The organism is Cedecea neteri NBRC 105707 = ATCC 33855, assembly GCF_001571265.1.
GTDB classification, from domain to species: Bacteria; Pseudomonadota; Gammaproteobacteria; order Enterobacterales; family Enterobacteriaceae; genus Cedecea; species Cedecea neteri.
The window spans coordinates 1-18,701 of record NZ_BCTL01000006.1; the positions used below are offsets into that span (position 1 = coordinate 1).

General features: G+C 55.5%; 15 protein-coding genes. 8 read left to right on the top strand and 7 right to left on the bottom strand.

What is annotated here, in order from left to right; genetic code table 11:
* Nucleotides 1-13: 13 nt before the first annotated feature.
* Nucleotides 14-2,044 (bottom strand): alpha-amylase, encoded by a 2,031-nt coding sequence (locus tag CNE01S_RS02775; protein ID WP_061273233.1) that lies wholly within the window; start codon nt 2,042-2,044, stop codon nt 14-16.
* A 118-nt stretch (nt 2,045-2,162) separates the two neighbouring features.
* Nucleotides 2,163-2,918, bottom strand: coding sequence for a hypothetical protein (locus CNE01S_RS02780; RefSeq protein WP_061273236.1), 756 nt, complete (start codon nt 2,916-2,918; stop codon nt 2,163-2,165).
* Nucleotides 2,919-3,265: 347 nt separating this feature from the next.
* Between CNE01S_RS02780 and CNE01S_RS02785 the strand changes: the two genes are divergently transcribed.
* Complete coding sequence (locus tag CNE01S_RS02785; RefSeq protein WP_061273239.1) at nt 3,266-4,102, top strand: protein bax; 837 nt, start codon at nt 3,266-3,268, stop codon at nt 4,100-4,102.
* Nucleotides 4,103-4,163: 61 nt separating this feature from the next.
* Here the strand turns inward: CNE01S_RS02785 and xylR are convergent, their stop codons facing one another.
* The 4 genes from xylR to xylF all read right to left on the bottom strand — a co-directional run bounded on the left by xylR (nt 4,164) and on the right by xylF (nt 9,196).
* Nucleotides 4,164-5,342 carry a D-xylose utilization transcriptional activator XylR gene (gene xylR, locus CNE01S_RS02790; RefSeq protein WP_061273241.1) on the bottom strand — a complete coding sequence of 393 codons (1,179 nt, stop codon included), beginning with the start codon at nt 5,340-5,342 and terminating at the stop codon, nt 4,164-4,166.
* A 110-nt stretch (nt 5,343-5,452) separates the two neighbouring features.
* Entirely contained in the window at nt 5,453-6,634 is a 1,182-nt protein-coding gene (gene xylH, locus CNE01S_RS02795) for a xylose ABC transporter permease XylH (RefSeq protein WP_061273244.1), read from the bottom strand.
* A complete protein-coding gene (locus CNE01S_RS02800) occupies nt 6,612-8,153 on the bottom strand; it encodes a xylose ABC transporter ATP-binding protein (protein WP_061273247.1) in 1,542 nt (513 codons plus the stop codon). Before CNE01S_RS02800 ends, xylH begins: the two co-directional genes overlap by 23 nt.
* Nucleotides 8,154-8,203: 50 nt before the next feature.
* Nucleotides 8,204-9,196, bottom strand: coding sequence for a D-xylose ABC transporter substrate-binding protein (gene xylF / locus CNE01S_RS02805; protein WP_061273250.1), 993 nt, complete (start codon nt 9,194-9,196; stop codon nt 8,204-8,206).
* Between the two features lie 370 nt (nt 9,197-9,566).
* On the opposite strand from xylF, the gene xylA reads away from it, so the two are divergent.
* The 4 genes from xylA (at nt 9,567) to CNE01S_RS02825 (ending at nt 13,978) form a co-directional block, all read left to right on the top strand.
* A complete protein-coding gene (gene xylA / locus CNE01S_RS02810; protein WP_061273253.1) occupies nt 9,567-10,889 on the top strand; it encodes a xylose isomerase in 1,323 nt (440 codons plus the stop codon).
* A gap of 45 nt (nt 10,890-10,934) precedes the next feature.
* Entirely contained in the window at nt 10,935-12,389 is a 1,455-nt protein-coding gene (xylB, locus tag CNE01S_RS02815; protein ID WP_061273256.1) for a xylulokinase, read from the top strand.
* 126 nt (nt 12,390-12,515) lie between these two features.
* Nucleotides 12,516-13,058 (top strand): isochorismatase family protein, encoded by a 543-nt coding sequence (locus CNE01S_RS02820; RefSeq protein ID WP_061273259.1) that lies wholly within the window; start codon nt 12,516-12,518, stop codon nt 13,056-13,058.
* A complete protein-coding gene (locus tag CNE01S_RS02825) occupies nt 13,055-13,978 on the top strand; it encodes a GlxA family transcriptional regulator (protein WP_061273262.1) in 924 nt (307 codons plus the stop codon). Before CNE01S_RS02820 ends, CNE01S_RS02825 begins: the two co-directional genes overlap by 4 nt.
* Here CNE01S_RS02825 and CNE01S_RS02830 read toward each other — a convergent pair.
* On the bottom strand, nt 13,975-14,970 hold the full coding sequence (locus tag CNE01S_RS02830; RefSeq protein WP_061273264.1) for an acyltransferase: 996 nt from the start codon (nt 14,968-14,970) through the stop codon (nt 13,975-13,977). The two genes, CNE01S_RS02825 and CNE01S_RS02830, sit on opposite strands and share 4 nt — an antisense overlap.
* 145 nt (nt 14,971-15,115) lie before the next feature.
* On the opposite strand from CNE01S_RS02830, the gene CNE01S_RS02835 reads away from it, so the two are divergent.
* The 3 genes from CNE01S_RS02835 (at nt 15,116) to glyS (ending at nt 18,556) form a co-directional block, all read left to right on the top strand.
* A complete protein-coding gene (locus tag CNE01S_RS02835; RefSeq protein ID WP_072279087.1) occupies nt 15,116-15,457 on the top strand; it encodes a YsaB family lipoprotein in 342 nt (113 codons plus the stop codon).
* A gap of 108 nt (nt 15,458-15,565) precedes the next feature.
* A complete protein-coding gene (gene glyQ / locus CNE01S_RS02840) occupies nt 15,566-16,477 on the top strand; it encodes a glycine--tRNA ligase subunit alpha (protein ID WP_038477447.1) in 912 nt (303 codons plus the stop codon).
* 9 nt (nt 16,478-16,486) lie between these two features.
* Nucleotides 16,487-18,556 (top strand): glycine--tRNA ligase subunit beta, encoded by a 2,070-nt coding sequence (glyS, locus tag CNE01S_RS02845; RefSeq protein ID WP_061273269.1) that lies wholly within the window; start codon nt 16,487-16,489, stop codon nt 18,554-18,556.
* Nucleotides 18,557-18,701 lie beyond the last annotated feature (145 nt).

An 18,701-nucleotide genomic window follows, 5' to 3' on the forward strand; every position in this document is an offset into this window, starting at 1 on the left:
GTTTTCTCTCCGACTATCGATTCCCCGCCCACACCACCATCACCTTGTCATCGCCGCTGACCCGGCTAAAGGCATAGCCCTGTTTGACGCTTAACGTCGTTTGTTTCCCGGCGCCGATAGCCTGATGGCGGGCGCGGAACTGGCTCAGCTTCTGCCAGTGAGCAAGTGTTGCAGCCTGTTTGCCGGTGGCATCCTGCCAGTTCATGTCCGAGCGGGTGCCCTGCAGCGGGTCAGAACCCGTGGGGCCAAACGGCCTTTGGGTTTCATCGCCGTAGAAAATCTGCACCGCGCCTGGCGTGAGCAACAGCAGCTCCGCCGCTTTTTGTCCGCCTTCCCGGAACAGGCGGGTGTCGTGGGAGGACAGATAGCTCAGCACGTTGAATTGCTGGAGTTTGTCCGACATTTGTTGCCAGGTCGGGTCAATCGTTGCCAGGCAATCCACCGCTTTGGCCGCCTGTTCCTGGTAGTCGAAGTTGATCATCGCGTCGAAGCCGCTGGCGTAGTAATCGCTTTTCATCACGCCGTGGCCCCAGGCCTCACCCGTCATCCAGAACGGTGCGTCATCGATTTTTTTGTCCGGGTTGGCCTGCTTCCATTCGGCTAATGCCGCGCTGGACTGCGTTTTTAATTGCTGCCAGGCCGCTTTTTCAACGTGTTTTGCGGTATCTACCCTGAATCCATCAATGCCATAGTCACGTACCCATTGGCTAAGCCAGTGGGTCAGGTAATCGCGAACCGTATAGCCTGCTATCGCTTTCGCGGCCGTATCCGGCTTGTGGCGGTAAAATATCGGGAGTTCTGCCGGAGCGGTCGCTTCGGTTTTCAAATCGGGCAAGAAGGCGAGCGACATAGTTAAGTCGTCGAAGCCTGGATTGTCGTAATCGCCAATGTCCGTTCTGATCCAGGCCTTGCCCCACCACTTATCCCACGCGGCTTTGTCGCTAAAGTTGATGTAGTCGTTAAAGCTGTGCCAGCTTTGGCCCGCCGCGGGCTGCCAGTCAGTCCAGCGCTCGCCGAGCGTTTTCCTGAGATCATCCCCTTTGAGATACAGCGCGCCAAACTGATATTCCTGCATGTCGGCGAGCGTCGCATAACCGGTATGGTTCATGACAACGTCAAAGAGAATGCGGATCCCGCGTCTGTGGGCTTCATCCACCAGTTGGCGGAGATCGGCTTCGTTACCCATATTGGCGTCCAGGCGCGTCCAGTCCTGGGTGTAATAACCGTGGTAAGCGTAGTGCGGGAAGTCGCCTTTGGTGCCGCCGCCCACCCAGCCGTGAATTTGCTCCAGCGGGGAGCTTATCCAGAGTGCGTTAACGCCAAGCTGCTGCAGGTAATCCAGCCTGTTAGTCAGCCCGGCGAGATCGCCGCCGTGGAAGGTGCCAATTTCTTGCATACCGTCTTTGTGGCGGCCATAGCTGTGGTCGTTCGCCGGGTTGCCGTTTTCAAAACGGTCGGTGAGAACGAAGTAGACCGTCGCATTCTGCCAGCTAAACGGAGCCGGTTTTTCTACGGTGGCGGATTCCAGCAGCAGTAAACCGTCGCTTCCGGCGGCGGGCATCAGCGTGATGTGGCCTTGCTCAACCTTCGCCGTATTCCCGCTGTAAAAATCCCGCACCAGTGAACCTTCCGGGAAGGTACTGCTGACGTCGACGGTGAGCGGCTTTCCATCCCATTTCGGGCACTGCGCCACCGCCTGTTGAGGCTGGCTGCTGGCCTCGGGATTAATGCTGAGCATCAGCGTGGGGGTACCGCTGCGGGTATCTATTTGCGCCTGGTACTCTCCGGCGCGGAAAACCCGCCACGTCGGGGCATCCCCGGCGCAAGGCGTCAGGGACAGAACCTGATTAAGTTTGATGGCTTCTGAGGGCTGCCAGCATTGATTATTCAGCGTCAGCCTGAGGGGCAGCGCGCCTTTGTTGAGAGGGGTCGAGCTGGCAAACAGGCCCGGACTGGTAGCCTGAAAAGCAGAAAGCCCAGGCGCGTTCCAGCTCGCGTATGCAAGGCAGGGCGTGAACAACAGGCAGAGAGAAAGTCGTTTCATACGCAACATCCTGTGAGGATTTATTGCGCAGTTTGCCATTCCCCTGGGAACATTCGCTCATCCTGCGCTTGCGTTATGCGGGGTGGAGCCGCAAGGGTGAGTGACGGCGTTAACGTTTTTATTTATTCGTCAGCCAGTGGCCGAAGTGCGCGGTCAGCGTATTGCGGGTGGCCAGCAGCTCATCGATAGTTTTGGTGAGCCTGGCGTTCAGGGTTTCACACTGCTCAAAACTGTAGTGATTATCGGCGCGCAGATTTTCGAGTTTTTCCTGCAGGAGCGCCACTTCCGCTTCCGCTTTGTAGCGTGCTTCCTGCTGGGTTTTTATCAGTTCGTCGGCGGCTTCCAGGCGCTGATGTAGCTCGACTTTTTCGCGTTGGTGAGTCTCCGCCTGCCCGGAACCGGACTCTTTTTGGCGGTTCAGCAGGCTTTTAAGCTCGTCAATTTCCCGTTGCATCACGCTGCGTACCAGGGCTGATTCTTTGAGGTGCATTTCCTGGCTGATATTCAGTGCTTTCTGGAGCTCTGCGACCTGTTTTTCATATCTTTGCAGACGGGCGCTGGTTTCTACGCTGTCACCCTGCGCCGAGCGCTGCTGGGCTTCACGCAGCTGGGCAAGCAGGCTGGCGGAGAGGGATTCAGCGTCTTTCAGGCGACGGAGGGTTTCCGGCGAGTCCTGGTAAACCGTTTTGGTTTGCGGTGGTTTTTCACTAATGCGAACAAGATTAACGTTGACTAATGCCGCGCTAACCTCGGCCTGAATTTGCTCTTTGTTATGCGATTTCATGCGGTTGCATGCGCTGGCCAGGAAGCTGGCGGCTTCGTTGGCGTTCGCCGTCGCAAAGGCTTTTTTTATCAGGTTCTGCACCAGGCTCATGTTGCCAGTTTTCCTGTATCAAATGTTATTTGAGCGCCTTAACCCCGGTCGTTCCGCCGCCAGGCTATTGCCGCCGCCACCTTAAAAATATAACCAATAATCTCACTCTCTAAACGCGGGAATCATCCTCCGCAGTGCATTTTTTTGCCATGCTGCGAAATGTGATTAACCCCCGAATTTTACAATACTTTTTATCACCATAAGAAGTTCATAGGTGACATTGTTTCGGAATAGTACTATTTCTAAACGTGCTCTGAGCGGTTAATTTTGATATAATTCGCCTCTATTTTTCTAAAACCTTTTAAAAAATAAGGCACTGGAAACGATCGATCCGACCAGGAGAGCTAATGATATCACCCCCATTCCGACGATTCGGGGCCGCGATACTCATGTTGCTGACCGTGGGCTTTTCAAGTCACGCGTTCGCCAGTAAACATGAGCCTAAATCGCACAGCAAGGCCCATATAACGAAAGTAAGCAGCAAGAAAGCGGTAAGCAGTAAACTGGCAAGTAGTAAAAAAGAGTATTCTCGCAATAGTGAAAATGGTTCGCTTCCTGATTTGCGAAAATACCCTTCCGGGACACCAAGGAAAAAAGCGTTTCTCCGGACGGTCATGCCATATATTACCCGCCAAAATGCAGCGATAACTGCCGATCGTAACTGGTTGATTTCCAAGCAGTACGAGAAGCGTTGGTCGCCGAGTGAGCGCACACGCCTGAAAGAAATCACCCAGCGGTATAAGGTGGCATGGCGCGGCAACACCAATCGCGTACCGTGGAATAGCCTGCTGGAAAAAGTCGATATCATTCCTACCAATATGGTGGCGACAATGGCGGCGGCGGAAAGCGGCTGGGGCACGTCAAAACTTGCCCGTAGCAATAACAATCTGTTTGGCATGAAGTGCACCAAACGCCACTGCAACAGCGAGCCGGGCAAGGTGAAAGGCTACCTGCATTACGGTTCGGTGAATGAAGGCGTGAATGCTTACGTGGCTAATCTGAATACCCATCCGGCCTATTCTTCGTTCCGTAAAGAGCGCGCTAAGCTGCGCAAAGCGGATCAGGAAGTGACGGCTAATAATATGATTCACAAGCTGAAAGGGTATTCGGCGAAAGGCTCAAGCTATAATAATTTCCTGTTTGCGATGTATCAGAGCAACCAGCGTTTCATGCTGCCGAATTAATTTTTATAGTCGGAATGAAATTAAACAACGCCCTCTTCGGAGGGCGTTGTTATTTATGGTTTTAAACCAAAATTTCGCTAAAGCGCTCGCGGTGCTCTTTTGGCGTGGCGTCATACTCTTTTTTAAATACCGAGTAGAAATACTGCAAAGACGGGTAGCCGCACATCTGCGATATTTCGTTGATAGATAAAGAAGTTGAAATAAGCAGGCTTCTTGCCTTTTCTAGTTTCTCCGCATGAATCACCGCGTGAATCGTCTCGCCGACTTCTTCTTTAAAACGTTTCTCCAGGTTTGAGCGCGAGATCCCCACCGCATCCAGCACCTGTTCGACTTTTATGCCTTTGCAGGCGTGATTGCGAATGTAATGCATGGCCTGAATAACCGCCGGATCGTGCAGCGAGCGATAATCCGTAGAGCTGCGCTCCACAACCCTCACCGGCGGCACCAGCACGCGCTGCAGCGGCAGGATTTCGCTATCCAGCAGGCGATGCAGCAGTTTGGCGGCCTGATAGCCCATCTGGCGCGTACCCTGCGCCACCGAAGAAAGCGCCACCCGCGATAAATAGCGGGTTAGCTCCTCGTTATCGATGCCGATCACGCACAGCTTTTCCGGGACGGGGATATGCAGATGCTCGCAGACCTGCAGCAGGTGGCGGGCGCGTGCGTCGGTGACCGCAATAATACCGGTTTGTGGCGGCAGCGTTTGCACCCAGTCGGCGAGGCGATTCTGGGCGTGCTGCCAGTTTTCTGGTGCCGTTTCGATGCCCTGATAAACCACACCCCGGTATTTCTCCTTCGCAACCAGCTGACGAAAAGCGTGCTCGCGCTCTGCGGCCCAGCGTTTGCCGCTCGAGCCGGGAAGCCCATAGAAAGCAAAGCGCTGGACGCCTTTTTCTTTCAGGTGCAGGAAGGCACTTTCTACCAGCGCGTGGTTGTCGGTGGCGATGTAGTGGACCGGCGGATAATGGTCCGGCGCGTGGTAGGAGCCGCCAACGCCGACAATTGGGACTTCAGCGCCTTCCAGAAGGCGTTCAATCTCTCGATCGTCAAAATCGGCAATCACGCCGTCGCCCAGCCATTCTTTGATGTTATCGATGCGGGCGCGAAAGTCTTCTTCGATAAAAATGTCCCACTCCGATTGAGACGCCTGCAAATATTCCCCCACACCTTCGACCACCTGGCGGTCATAGACTTTATTGGCGTTGAATAACAGCGTGATGCGATGACGTTTCTCAAACATGCCGATAGTTTCCCGTAGCTAGCCAGATGCCTGAATACCACAGCCGCGAGCGAGCCGGGGAACGCCACCCCGGCATTGTGATCGTTTGCACGTTTTGCCTGCCAGGCCCATTACGCCCTGCGTTTGGTCGCGGAATCCATCCACACTGCGAGCAGCAAAATGGCCCCTTTCACGATGTACTGCCAGAAGGTGGGCACGTCCATCATGCTCATGCCGTTGTCCAAAGAGGCCATAATAAACGCCCCCATGACCGCTCCGGCGACGCTGCCGATGCCGCCCGCCAGGCTGGTTCCACCGATGACGCAGGCGGCAATGGCATCCAGTTCGGCGATGTTACCGGCGGAAGGTGAACCCGCACCGAGGCGTGAGCTTAGGATCAGCCCGGCAATCGCTACCATCAGGCCGTTAATCGCAAATACGGCCAGCTTGGTGCGCTCAACGTTGATTCCCGACAGCCGCGCCGCGTCAATATTGCCGCCGATGGCGTAAATACGGCGACCAAACGCGGTGCGGGTGGCCATAAACATCCCGGCGAGCAGCAGCAGAGCAAGGAGCAGCACCGGCGTCGGGACGCCGCGATAATCGTTCAGCAGCCAGATTGCGCCGAGCACGACCACGGCAGTGATCGCCTGGCGGCCAACAACGCCTCCCGATGCTGGCGCAGTAAGGCCGAGCGCCTGCCGGCGCATACGAAGCCGCCACTGCCAGGCAATAAAGGCCATCAGCCCCAGCACGCCCGCGGTGAAGCCGATGCCGCCTGACAGATAGCTTTGGCCGATTTGCGACATGGCTGCACTGGTAGGTGACACCGTGGTGCCATTGGTAATACCGATAAGAATGCCGCGAAACGCCAGCATACCCGCGAGCGTGACGATAAATGAGGGCACTTTACGATAGGCAACCCACCATCCGTTCCAGGCTCCGAGGACCAGGCCCAGGGCCAGCGTGACGACAATCGTGAGCGGCAATGGCCAGCCGAGCCAGACGTCAAAAATGGCTGCCACCCCGCCGAGCAGCCCCATCATTGAACCCACAGAGAGGTCGATTTCGGCCGAGATAATGACAAACACCATGCCGACGGCCAGGATGCCGGTAATCGCCGTTTGCCGCAGCAGGTTGGACACGTTGCGGGCGCTCAAATAAGCCCCTTCCGTCTGCCAGGTAAAGAACAGCATAATGACGGCAATTGCGGCAATCATGACAAAAACCTGCAGATTCAGCGATTTTAATGCCCCAACGGAGGCGCGGCCTGGTGCCGTCATTTTCATTTCAGACAAATTGCTTTTCGACATGGGGGTCACTCCTCAGGGCGGCTTCCATGACCTTTTCCTGGGTCAGATCATGGTTAATCAAATCGGCTTTAATGCGGCCTTCATGCATCACCAGCACGCGATCGCTCAGGCCGAGCACTTCCGGTAGTTCAGAGGAGATGACAATGACGGCGATCCCCTGCTGTACCAGTTGATTGATAAGTTTGTAGATCTCGTACTTCGCACCGATGTCGATGCCTCGCGTGGGTTCATCGAGTATCAGGATGCGCGGATTGAGCAACAGGCAGCGGGCAAGAATCGCTTTCTGCTGGTTCCCACCGCTGAGGCGGCCAATGGCCAGGTCAGGCGATGAGGTTTTAACCTTCAGGCGCTTGAGCGACTGCAGCATACAGTTTTGCTCCTGAGCTTCATCCAGGCTGCTCAATGCCCCAGAGAACTGGCTTAATGCGGCAAGCGTGATGTTTTGCCCCACGGCCATGACCGGTACGATGCCGTCTTTCTTACGGTCTTCCGGCACCATGGCGATACCGTGAGCGATGGCCTGCTGGCAGTTATTGATATGCACTTGCTGACCGTCGATATAGACGCTGCCTTCCCAGCGCCCCTGCCACACACCAAACAGGCACTGCACCGCCTCGGTTCTTCCGGCGCCGACCAGCCCGGCAATACCCAGAATTTCCCCCTTTCGCAGAGAAAAAGAGGCATCGTTTACCCGCTTGATGTGCCGGTTGACCGGGTGCCAGGCGGTCAAATGTTCGACGCGCAGGATCTCGTCGCCGGTTTGGTGCGGCTCGTTAGGGTAAAGCGCCGTCAGTTCCCGCCCCACCATCATCGTAATGATGTCGTCCTCGCTCATCAGCTTCGCTTCACGGGTGCCGATGGGCTGCCCGTCGCGAATTACGCAGATGGTGTCGGAAATGGCTTTCACTTCATTGAGCTTGTGGGAGATATAAATACAGGCGATGCCGTGGGCCTGCAGGTCGCGAATAATCCCGAGCAGCACGGCGGTTTCCTGCTCGGTGAGCGACGCGGTGGGTTCGTCCAGAATCAGTAGCCTGACCTGCTTGTTCAGCGCCTTAGCGATCTCCACCAGCTGTTGCTGACCAAGACCTAAATCCCCCACGCGCGTATCCGGAGAAAGAGACAGATTGACTTGGGCAAGCAGCTTCTGGCAGCGAAGCGTCATGGTGTCGAAGTCGAGCAGGCCATGACGCGTAATCTCAACGCCGAGGAAAATGTTTTCCAGTACCGTAAGATGCTTCACCAGCGCCAGTTCCTGATGAATGATGGCAATACCTTTACGTTCGGTGTCGCGAATATGGCTTGCCTGAAGCGGTTCGCCAGCAAACCAGATTTCACCTTCATAGCTGCCGTGGGGATAAATACCGCACAGCACTTTCATCAGCGTGGATTTACCCGAGCCGTTTTCACCACACAGCGACATCACTTCTCCAGCTTCAAGTGCCAGGCTCACGTTATCCACGGCTTTCACCGGCCCAAAGGATTTGGTGATGTTTTTCATTTCCAACAAATGAGGCATAAGGCTCCTCCTGGTGAAAGAGAAGGCCCGCGTATGCGCAGGCCTGGCAGCTAGAGATCGCTCTTTTTGTGGAAACCGTCGGCAATAACGGTACTGTCGATATTGGTTTTCTCCACCTCAATAGGCGTGAGGAGACGGGATGGGACATCTTTGAGGCCATTATTTAACGTGGCGTCAGCGGCCGGCTGTTTACCTTCACCCAGCTCGACGGCAATTTCAGCGGCGGTGTCCGCCAGTTTGGTAATCGGTTTATAGACGGTCATCGTTTGGGTGCCGGCAATAATGCGCTTAATGCCCGCCAGGTCAGCATCCTGGCCCGAAATAGCGACTTTTCCCGCCAGTCCTTGCGCGCTGAGCGCCTGAATTGCGCCACCCGCCGTGGCATCGTTGGACGCGACGACCGCATCAATCTTGTTATTGTTCGCCGTCAGGGCGTTTTCCATAATTTTGAGCGCGTTTTCCGGCAGCCAGCCGTCAACCCACTGATCGCCGACAACTTTAATTTTCCCTTCGTCGATATAAGGCTTTAATACTTTCATCTGTCCGGCGCGGAATAATTTCGCATTATTATCCACCGGCGAGCCACCCATTAAGAAATAGTTCCCTTGCGGCACTTTGCTTACGATGCTTTTTGCTTGTAATTCACCGACTTTTTCATTGTCGAAAGAAATATAAAAATCAATGTCAGCATTATTAATCATGCGATCGTAGGCGAGTACTTTAATGCCTTCGCGTTTAGCTTCTGCAACTACGTTGCTTAATACCTGACCGTTGTAAGGGATAATAACTAATACATCAACGCCTCGGTTTATCATATTTTCAATTTGCGACATCTGCGTTTCTTCGTTGCCATTGGCGGACTGGACAAAAACTTTTGCCCCTAAGGATTCCGCCTTTTTCACAAAAATATCGCGATCTTTTTGCCAACGCTCGAGGCGCAGGTCGTCTATCGCCATACCGATTTTCACTTCTTTGGCGATACCGCTTACGCTGGTAAGAATGAGTGAGGCGCATAGCGTGAGTAAGAGGTTCTTTATCTTCATATTATTTTACCTGTAGGGGAAATGGCTTATAGGAGTAAAGAATGATTCATATCAGCAGACCCTGTGGATTGTTATCTCTATGGGCGTAACCATCAATTACTGATTTTTATCTTCGCGTTATGTTTTTTTGTTTAATCGTAAAATTATGATGGCGATCTGATTTCATATTGAACGACTACTCTGTTGCACTAATTTATGGAGGCGGTTACGCGATGTTGTTTTATTATTTTATTCGTTTTTTGCGAGGTGACGCACATTTGAGTATTCTCTCAACCCTAGTGTGAAATAACGTAATTGAGCAACCGTCAGGGAAAATTCAGGATGAGTTGACCAGCTATCCTGCCGCAGTTTTCTGATGACGGAGTTAACTATGCAAGCTTATTTCGACCAACTCGATCGCGTGCGTTTTGAAGGCCCTAAAACCACCAACCCACTGGCGTTTCGCCACTACAATCCGGATGCATTAATTCTTGGGAAACGTATGGATGAGCACCTGCGTTTCGCGGCCTGTTACTGGCACACATTCTGCTGGACGGGGGCGGACATGTTCGGCGTAGGTGCATTTGAACGCCCGTGGCAGCAGGCCGGAGATGAAATGGCGCTTGCGAAGCGCAAGGCTGATGTAGCGTTTGAGTTTTTCCAGAAATTGGGCGTGCCATATTACTGCTTTCATGATGTTGACGTGTCGCCGGAAGGTACGTCGCTGAAGGAATACCTGAACAATTTTGCTCAGATGACGGAAGTCCTGGCGCAAAAGCAGCAGGAAAGCGGCGTGAAGCTGCTGTGGGGGACGGCTAACTGCTTTACCCACCCTCGCTACGGTGCCGGAGCAGCAACGAATCCCGATCCCGAAGTGTTCACCTGGGCGGCGACGCAAGTTGTGACGGCAATGAACGCCACGCATCAATTAGGCGGGGAAAACTATGTGCTATGGGGCGGGCGTGAAGGCTATGAAACACTGCTGAATACCGACCTGCGGCAGGAGCGCGAGCAAATCGGCCGTTTCATGCAAATGGTCGTTGAGCACAAGCATAAAATTGGCTTCCGCGGCACGTTGCTTATCGAACCGAAGCCGCAGGAACCGACCAAACATCAGTACGATTACGATGTGGCAACGGTCTACGGCTTCCTGAAGCAGTTTGGTCTCGAAAAAGAGATAAAGGTCAATATTGAGGCTAACCACGCGACGCTGGCCGGCCACTCATTCCACCACGAAATCGCCAGCGCGATTGCATTGGGGATTTTGGGCTCGGTGGACGCTAACCGGGGCGATCCACAACTGGGTTGGGATACCGATCAGTTCCCGAACAGCGTCGAGGAAAATGCGCTGGTGATGTATGAGATCCTGAAAGCCGGAGGGTTTACCACTGGTGGCCTGAACTTCGACGCGAAAGTGCGCCGTCAGAGCACCGATAAATATGACCTGTTCTATGGTCATATCGGTGCCATGGATACGATGGCGCTGGCGCTGAAAGTGGCTGCCCGCATGGTTGAAGACGGAGAGCTCGATAAACGTGTCGCCAAACGTTACGCCGGGTGGAATAGTGAGCTGGGCCAGCAAATTCTTAAGGGGCAGATATCGCTCGCACAGCTTGCGCAGTACGCTGAGCAGCACAAGCTGGCCCCGCAGCATCAAAGCGGGCATCAGGAGCTGCTGGAAAACCTGATTAATCATTATTTGTTCGATAACTAAACTTGCCTGCGCCGCTGAAAAGCGGCGCGATATTAAGGAGCTACCATGTATATCGGCATCGATCTTGGCACTTCGGGCGTGAAAGTGATCCTGCTTAGCGAAGCAGGCGAGGTGGTGGCTACACGCAGTGAGTCCCTGGCCGTCTCCCGACCTCATTCTCTTTGGTCCGAGCAGGATCCCGAACACTGGTGGCAGGCAACCGATCGCGCGATGCGCGCGCTGGGCATGGAACACTCGCTTAGCGGCGTAAAGGCGCTTGGGCTTGCCGGCCAGATGCATGGTGCAACCTTGCTGGACAGCAAACAGCGCGTGCTTCGCCCGGCCATTCTTTGGAACGATGGCCGCAGCGGGGAGGAATGTGCGCTGCTGGAGAGCAACGTGGAAGAGGCAAGAGCGATAACCGGCAACCTGATGATGCCCGGCTTTACCGCGCCTAAGCTTTTGTGGGTCGAGCGTCATGAGCCGGAGATTTTTGCACAAATCAATAAAGTACTGCTGCCGAAGGACTATCTGCGCCTGAGAATGACCGGCGAATTCGCCAGCGATATGTCCGATGCGGCAGGCACGATGTGGCTGGATGTGGCGAAGCGTGACTGGAGCGAAACGATGCTCGACGCCTGTCGTCTTTCCCGGCGGCACATGCCTGAATTGTTTGAGGGCAGTGAAATAACCGGCGTGCTGAAGCGTGATGTCGCCGAAAGTTGGAATATGCCTGCGGTGCCCGTTGTGGCGGGCGGGGGCGACAACGCCGCTGGTGCTATTGGTGTCGGCATGGTCGATGCCGGGCAGGCAATGCTTTCGCTTGGTACCTCCGGGGTTTATTTTGCCGTCAGCGACGGCTTCCGCAGTAAGCCGGAAAGTGCGGTACACAGTTTTTGCCATGCGTTACCCAACCGCTGGCACCTGATGTCGGTCATGCTCAGCGCGGCTTCCTGCCTTGACTGGGCGGCAAAACTCACCGGTCTGGGGAGCGTTCCGGCCCTGCTGGCGGCGGCGGAACAGGCAAATCAGGACGCCGGCGTGGTTTGGTTCCTGCCTTATATTTCCGGGGAGCGTACTCCGCACAATAACCCGCAGGCTAAAGGCACCTTTTTTGGCCTGACCCATCAGCACGGCCCAGCAGAACTTGCCCGCGCGGTGCTGGAAGGTGTGGGCTATGCGCTGGCGGACGGCATGGATGTTGTACATGAATGCGGCATTACGCCGGGCAGTATCACGCTCATTGGCGGCGGCGCGCGCAGCCCGTACTGGCGGCAAATGTTGGCGGATATCAGCGGACAGGTGCTGGATTACCGGACAGGCGGTGACGTTGGGCCTGCGCTTGGGGCGGCTCGCCTGGCGCAAATCGCGCTCTCACCGGGTCAGCCTTTGCAGGCTCTGCTGCCCCAGCCGCCTTTGGAGCAAAGGCATCAGCCTGATTTGGCTCGCCACCAGCGCTATGCTGGGCGGCGCCAGGTGTTTAACCAGATTTATCAGCAACTGCTGCCGCTGATGTCCTGATAGCCGTGGAAGGATCAGGGTGAGAGGCATCGTCTCAAACCAACATAACTTTGTCCGTTTTTGGTATCAGCGCTTGCGGAATCCCCTGTCAGAATGGTTTTAAGCAAACCAATGAGGAGTCCGAATATGTCACGTACTGCGCTGATCAACATCGATACCCAACGGTCCTTCTTCCACCGGAATTACTGGCAAGAGGACGATGTCCCTGCGTTTCAGCGGGCGATGCTGGCACTTATTGCTGGCTGCCAGCAGAAAGGGGTGCCGGTGGTGGATATCTTCCACGTGGATGAAGACGATGTTTTTTCTCTGGCGTCCGGGTTTGTCACGCCGATGCCGTTTTTACAGCACCAGGCGGCGGTCAGCTTCCAGAAACACGTCCACAATGCGTTTACCGATACCGGGCTGGATCATTGGCTCCGTACCCGAGACATCAACCACCTGATTATCTGCGGGATCCGCACCGAGCAATGCTGTGAAACCACCACACGCGTTGCCTCTGACCTGGGCTATCGGGTTTCTTTCGTGAGCGAGGCCATGCTCACCTTCCCGATGACCTGGAAAGGCGTTACGCTGGACGCCGCCACCCTGCGCCACCGTACTGAAACCGTGCTGGCCGGGCGGTTCGCCGAAATACAAACCGTAGCCGAGTGTCTGGAGTCGCTGGAATGAGTATTGGGGTCTGGTTTGTGGTGCTGCCGGGGATTTTATCCCTCGATCTGAGCGGCCCGGCGGAAACGCTGGGGCTGGCGAGGAACGCGTTTGATCTGCACTACATAGGGCCGGACCCTGAGGTTGAAACCTCTATCGGCCTGACTTTCAGCGGCATTCAGCCGTTACCTGAAAACCTTCCCGCCGGGAGCCTGCTGGTGCTGCCCGGCGTATGTGATTCAAACCGGTTTTTTGCCACACCGCAGGCGGAAGAAGTCCGGCGTTGGTTAACCCGCTTGCAGCCGCAAATTCACAGCCAGCAGCTTAACCTGATGTGCGTGTGTTCCGGGGCGCTGCTGGCAGCTCGTGCGGGGTTGATGCACGGCATTCAGTGCACAACGCATCATGACGTCCTTGAGCGATTGAAATCGGCGGCCCCCGGCGCGCAGGTCAAAGACAACCGGATTTTTGTTGAAGACCGGGGGATTTGGACCAGCGCCGGGATCACCTCCGGGATCGATCTTTCCCTGCATTTGATTAACCGCTACTGCGGCCCGAGGGTGGCGCTGGAGGTAGCCAGAGAGATGGTGGTCTGGTTCCGCCGCTCGGGCGATGACCCGCAGCTTTCACCCTGGCTTCGCTACCGGAACCATATTCATCCTGCAGTGCACCGTGCGCAGGATCTGCTTGCCGCCTCGCCTGAAGCGCCCTGGCCGGTACCGGAAATTGCCGACCGGGTTCACGTCAGCCCCCGGCACTTATCCCGCCTTTTTCAGCAGCATCTGGGCATATCCGTGCGCGACTATCTGGAACAGTTGCGGCTTGCGGTGGCGGAACAGCGTCTGCAGCAAGGGCAACGCATGGAGCAAGCGGCCAGCGCCGCTGGGTTTTCCTCCCCGCGCCAGCTCCATCGGGCGCGGAGCAGAGTACGTGGCGCTTAGCTAACCAGTTTTTTGCGGTCTAGCTTTCCAACGCCAACGGCCAGTAGCAGGCTTCCAGCCAGCGTTGCGCCGAAGATCCACAGAATATCCAGCACCGGCCAGTGGGTCAGCTCAATATTATGGGTGCGCAGGTAATGGATAATCAGCGCATGAAAACCATAAATACCCAGCGAGTAGCGTGAGATAAACGTCAGGCCGGGCAGCGGACGCTGGTTCAGGCAGTTCTTCGCGACGACCAGCAGGCTGATGGCGGCGATAAATACCAGCGGGCCACAATAGACGTAGAAGGTTTCGGCGAAGTTCTGGTTAATCTCCAATTGCCGATGAGTGCCTAGCGCAATGGAAATAACGCAAATCACAAACAGGCCGCCCGCCAGGCCACTGACGCCTTTTCTTTGGGTATCGAACATGCCAATCGCCCGGCCTAACAGCCCGTAAAGCACGTAATAGAAGGTATCGCCGTTAATATAGAGGTTAACGGGCAGCCAGCGCATATTGCCCAACGTTTGCGGTACCGTGTTGGGGTTGGCCACCACGCCGAGCAGCACCATCAGCCCAAGGATTGTTACGGCGCTGACCTTCTTCACCTGTATCAGCGGCGAAAGCAGGTAAATCACCATAATCGCGAAGAAGAACCACAGGTGATAGAACACCGGTTTTACCAGGATGTAGCGCAGTGCAAGGCCGACGCTTATCGGGGTAAACAGCCAGATATAGAGCAGCGCAATGGCGCTATAAAACAGCAGGCAGCTGGCTATGCGAAGAAAGTGGCGCTGCTGTGCGCTGCGTTCGCCAAAAAACAGGTACCCGGAAATCATGAAAAACAGCGGCACGCTGACGCGAGAAGCCGAGTTCAAAACGTTTGAAAAATCCCAGCTAAACGCAGTGACGGTGTGTGGGTTGGTAATGTACCAGGTCGTGGTGTGGATCATGACCACCATCAGGCAGGCGATGCCCCGAAGGTTATCTATCCAGTTTATTTTTTGCTGCATTCGTTCCTCTGAACCCGCTTGCTTACCCGTGTCCGGAAATGTCTGAGTTTGCCCGGCGCATCTTGCTATCCGCGTGGCGGCTTCGCAAAATGCCTGCTGCACGAGGAGTAGATATAAGAAACCGAGTTTAACGTAATGGTAGTGAATGATGATGGCAGAAAGAAAAAATAGACTCCTCTTAACCGCTTTTTTCGCGCTGATGCTTAGCGCCTGCAGTTCTCCACCGCAGGAAGGCCAGGCCGCGCAGAAGCTGCGTCCCGTTGTTCACACCGAAGCGATGGAACTTGCCTGTAAAAATCAGGCCGCGTACCGCTACAACACCCAGCCACAGCGCATTAATCTGTCAGACTTTAAGCAGTATCAGGCCAGCTACGAACTGATGGGCAGCACCGCCCGTAGAGAAGGCTTTACCTGCTCATTTGACGAAAGTGGTCAATTTTCACACCTTTCCAGCCGCGAAAACCTCAATCAACGGGCAACAACCTGACGCCTTTCTCCCTCACGGCCGTTCCGTTGCCGTGTTGATACAACTCGACCGCGTTTGCGTATATACTGGCCGCTTCTCTTAAATCCACCGAACGCGTGCGAATTCAACATGCAAAAGTTTGATACCAAGACCTTTCAAGGCCTGATCCTGACTTTACAGGACTACTGGGCTCGCCAGGGCTGCACCATTGTTCAACCTTTGGACATGGAAGTAGGCGCAGGCACCTCTCACCCGATGACCAGCCTGCGTGCCTTAGGCCCGGAGCCGATGGCCACTGCTTACGTGCAGCCGTCCCGCCGTCCTACCGACGGCCGCTATGGCGAAAACCCGAACCGTTTACAGCACTACTATCAGTTCCAGGTGGTGATTAAGCCTTCCCCGGACAACATTCAGGAGCTGTACCTCGGGTCGCTGAAAGAGCTGGGTATGGATCCAACGATTCATGACATTCGCTTCGTGGAAGATAACTGGGAAAACCCAACGCTTGGCGCATGGGGCCTGGGCTGGGAAGTGTGGCTTAACGGCATGGAAGTGACGCAGTTCACCTACTTCCAGCAGGTTGGCGGCCTGGAGTGTAAGCCGGTGACCGGCGAAATCACCTACGGTTTAGAGCGTCTTGCCATGTACATTCAGGGCGTAGACAGCGTTTACGACCTCGTGTGGAGCGACGGCCCGCTGGGTAAAACCACCTACGGCGACGTGTTCCACCAGAACGAAGTGGAGCAGTCCACCTATAACTTCGAATATGCCGACGTGGACTTCCTGTTCACCTGCTTCGAGCAGTACGAGAAAGAAGCGCAGCAGCTGCTGGCGCTGGAAACTCCGCTGCCGCTGCCGGCCTATGAACGTATTCTGAAAGCCGCTCACAGCTTTAACCTGCTGGATGCGCGCAAGGCCATTTCGGTGACCGAGCGCCAGCGCTACATTCTGCGCATTCGCACCCTGACCAAAGCCGTGGCCGAAGCCTACTACGCTTCTCGTGAAGCGCTTGGCTTCCCGATGTGCAATAAGAACAACTAAGAGGCCGCCATGTCTGAAAAAACTTTTCTGGTGGAGATTGGCACTGAAGAGCTGCCACCAAAAGCCCTGCGCAGCCTGGCTGAATCCTTCGCTGCCAACGTTACCGCCGAGCTGGATGCGGCCAACATCGCCCACGGCGAAGTAAAATGGTTTGCTGCTCCGCGTCGCCTGGCGCTGAAAATCGCTAATCTGGCGGCTTCTCAGCCGGATCGCGAAGTCGAAAAACGCGGCCCTGCGGTGTCTGCGGCGTTTGACGCCGAAGGCAAACCAAGCAAAGCCGCCGAAGGCTGGGCTCGTGGCTGCGGAATTACCGTTGACCAGGCCGAGCGTCTGGCGACCGACAAAGGCGAATGGCTGATGTACCGCGCCCATGTGAAGGGCGAAAGCGTGCAGGCTCTGCTGCCGAACATGATCGCCACTTCCCTGGCGAAACTGCCGATTCCTAAGCTGATGCGCTGGGGCGCGTCCGACATTCAGTTCGTGCGCCCGGTTCACACCGTGACGCTGCTGCTGGGTGACGAACTGATCCCTGCCACTATTCTGGGCATTCAGTCAGATCGCGTGATTCGCGGCCACCGCTTTATGGGCGAGCCGGAATTCACCATCGACAATGCCGACCAGTACCCGCAGATCCTGCTGGAGCGCGGGAAGGTCATCGCTGATTACGAAGCGCGTAAAGCCACCATCAAACGTGATGCCGAAGAAGCCGCCCGTAAAATTGGCGGTAACGCGGACCTGAGCGAAAGCCTGCTGGAAGAAGTTACCTCGCTGGTGGAATGGCCGGTGGTGCTGACCGCGAAGTTTGAAGAGAAATTCCTGGCCGTGCCTGCCGAAGCGCTGGTTTACACCATGAAGGGTGACCAGAAGTACTTCCCGGTTTACGACAACAGCGGCAAGCTGCTGCCAAACTTCATCTTCGTGACGAACATCGAGTCGAAAGACCCGGTGCAGATCATTTCCGGTAACGAGAAGGTGGTTCGCCCGCGCCTGGCGGACGCCGAATTCTTCTTCAATACCGACCGCAAAAAGCGTCTGGAAGATAACCTGCCGCGTCTGGAAACCGTATTGTTCCAGAAAGAGCTGGGCACCTTGCGCGACAAAACTAACCGCATCGAAGCGCTTTCCGGCTGGATTGCGGGCCAGATTGGCGCAGACGTGAACCACGCGACACGCGCTGGCCTGCTGTCCAAGTGTGACCTGATGACCAACATGGTGTTCGAGTTTACCGACACCCAGGGCATCATGGGCATGCACTACGCCCGTCACGACGGCGAAGCGGAAGACGTAGCGGTTGCGCTGAACGAGCAGTATCAGCCACGCTTTGCGGGCGATGAACTGCCGTCTAACCTGGTGGCCTGTGCGGTGGCGATTGCCGACAAGATGGACACCCTCGCGGGCATCTTCGGTATTGGTCAGCATCCAAAAGGCGATAAAGACCCGTTCGCGCTGCGCCGTGCCGCGCTGGGCGTGCTGCGTATTATCGTTGAGAAAAACCTGCCGCTGGATCTGCAGACCCTGACCGAAGAAGCGGTTCGCCTCTACGGCAGCAAGCTGACCAACACCAACGTGGTGGATGAGGTTATCGACTTTATGCTGGGCCGCTTCCGCGCCTGGTATCAGGAAGAAGGCCATGCGGTTGACACCATTCAGGCGGTGCTGGCTCGTCGTCCAACTAAACCGGCGGACTTCGACGCTCGCATGAAGGCGGTTTCCCACTTCCGTACTCTGGAAGCGGCGGCGTCCCTGGCGGCGGCTAACAAGCGTGTGTCCAACATTCTTGCCAAGTCCGATGAAGTGCTGAACGACATCGTGCATGCTTCTGTCCTGAAAGAGGCCGAAGAAATTCGCCTGGCGACTAACGTGGTTGTGCTGCGCGATAAGCTGCAGCCGTACTTCGCCGAAGGCCGTTACCAGGAAGCCCTGGAAGAGCTGGCCAACCTGCGCGAGCCGGTGGATGAGTTCTTCGACAAGGTGATGGTCAACGCGGAAGACAAAGACCTGCGTATTAACCGTCTGACGCTGCTGACCAAGCTGCGCGAGCTGTTCCTGCAGGTGGCGGATATCTCCCTGCTGCAGTAATGGCTATGTGTTGTGAATAAATCCCTAAACCCGCTTCGGCGGGTTTTTTATTGATTTTTTTACTTTCAAATATCAATGGATTAACAAAAAGTCGCGCCAGGGGCGATAAGGTAAATCTGCGCCGAACCGATATATTTCATATCGG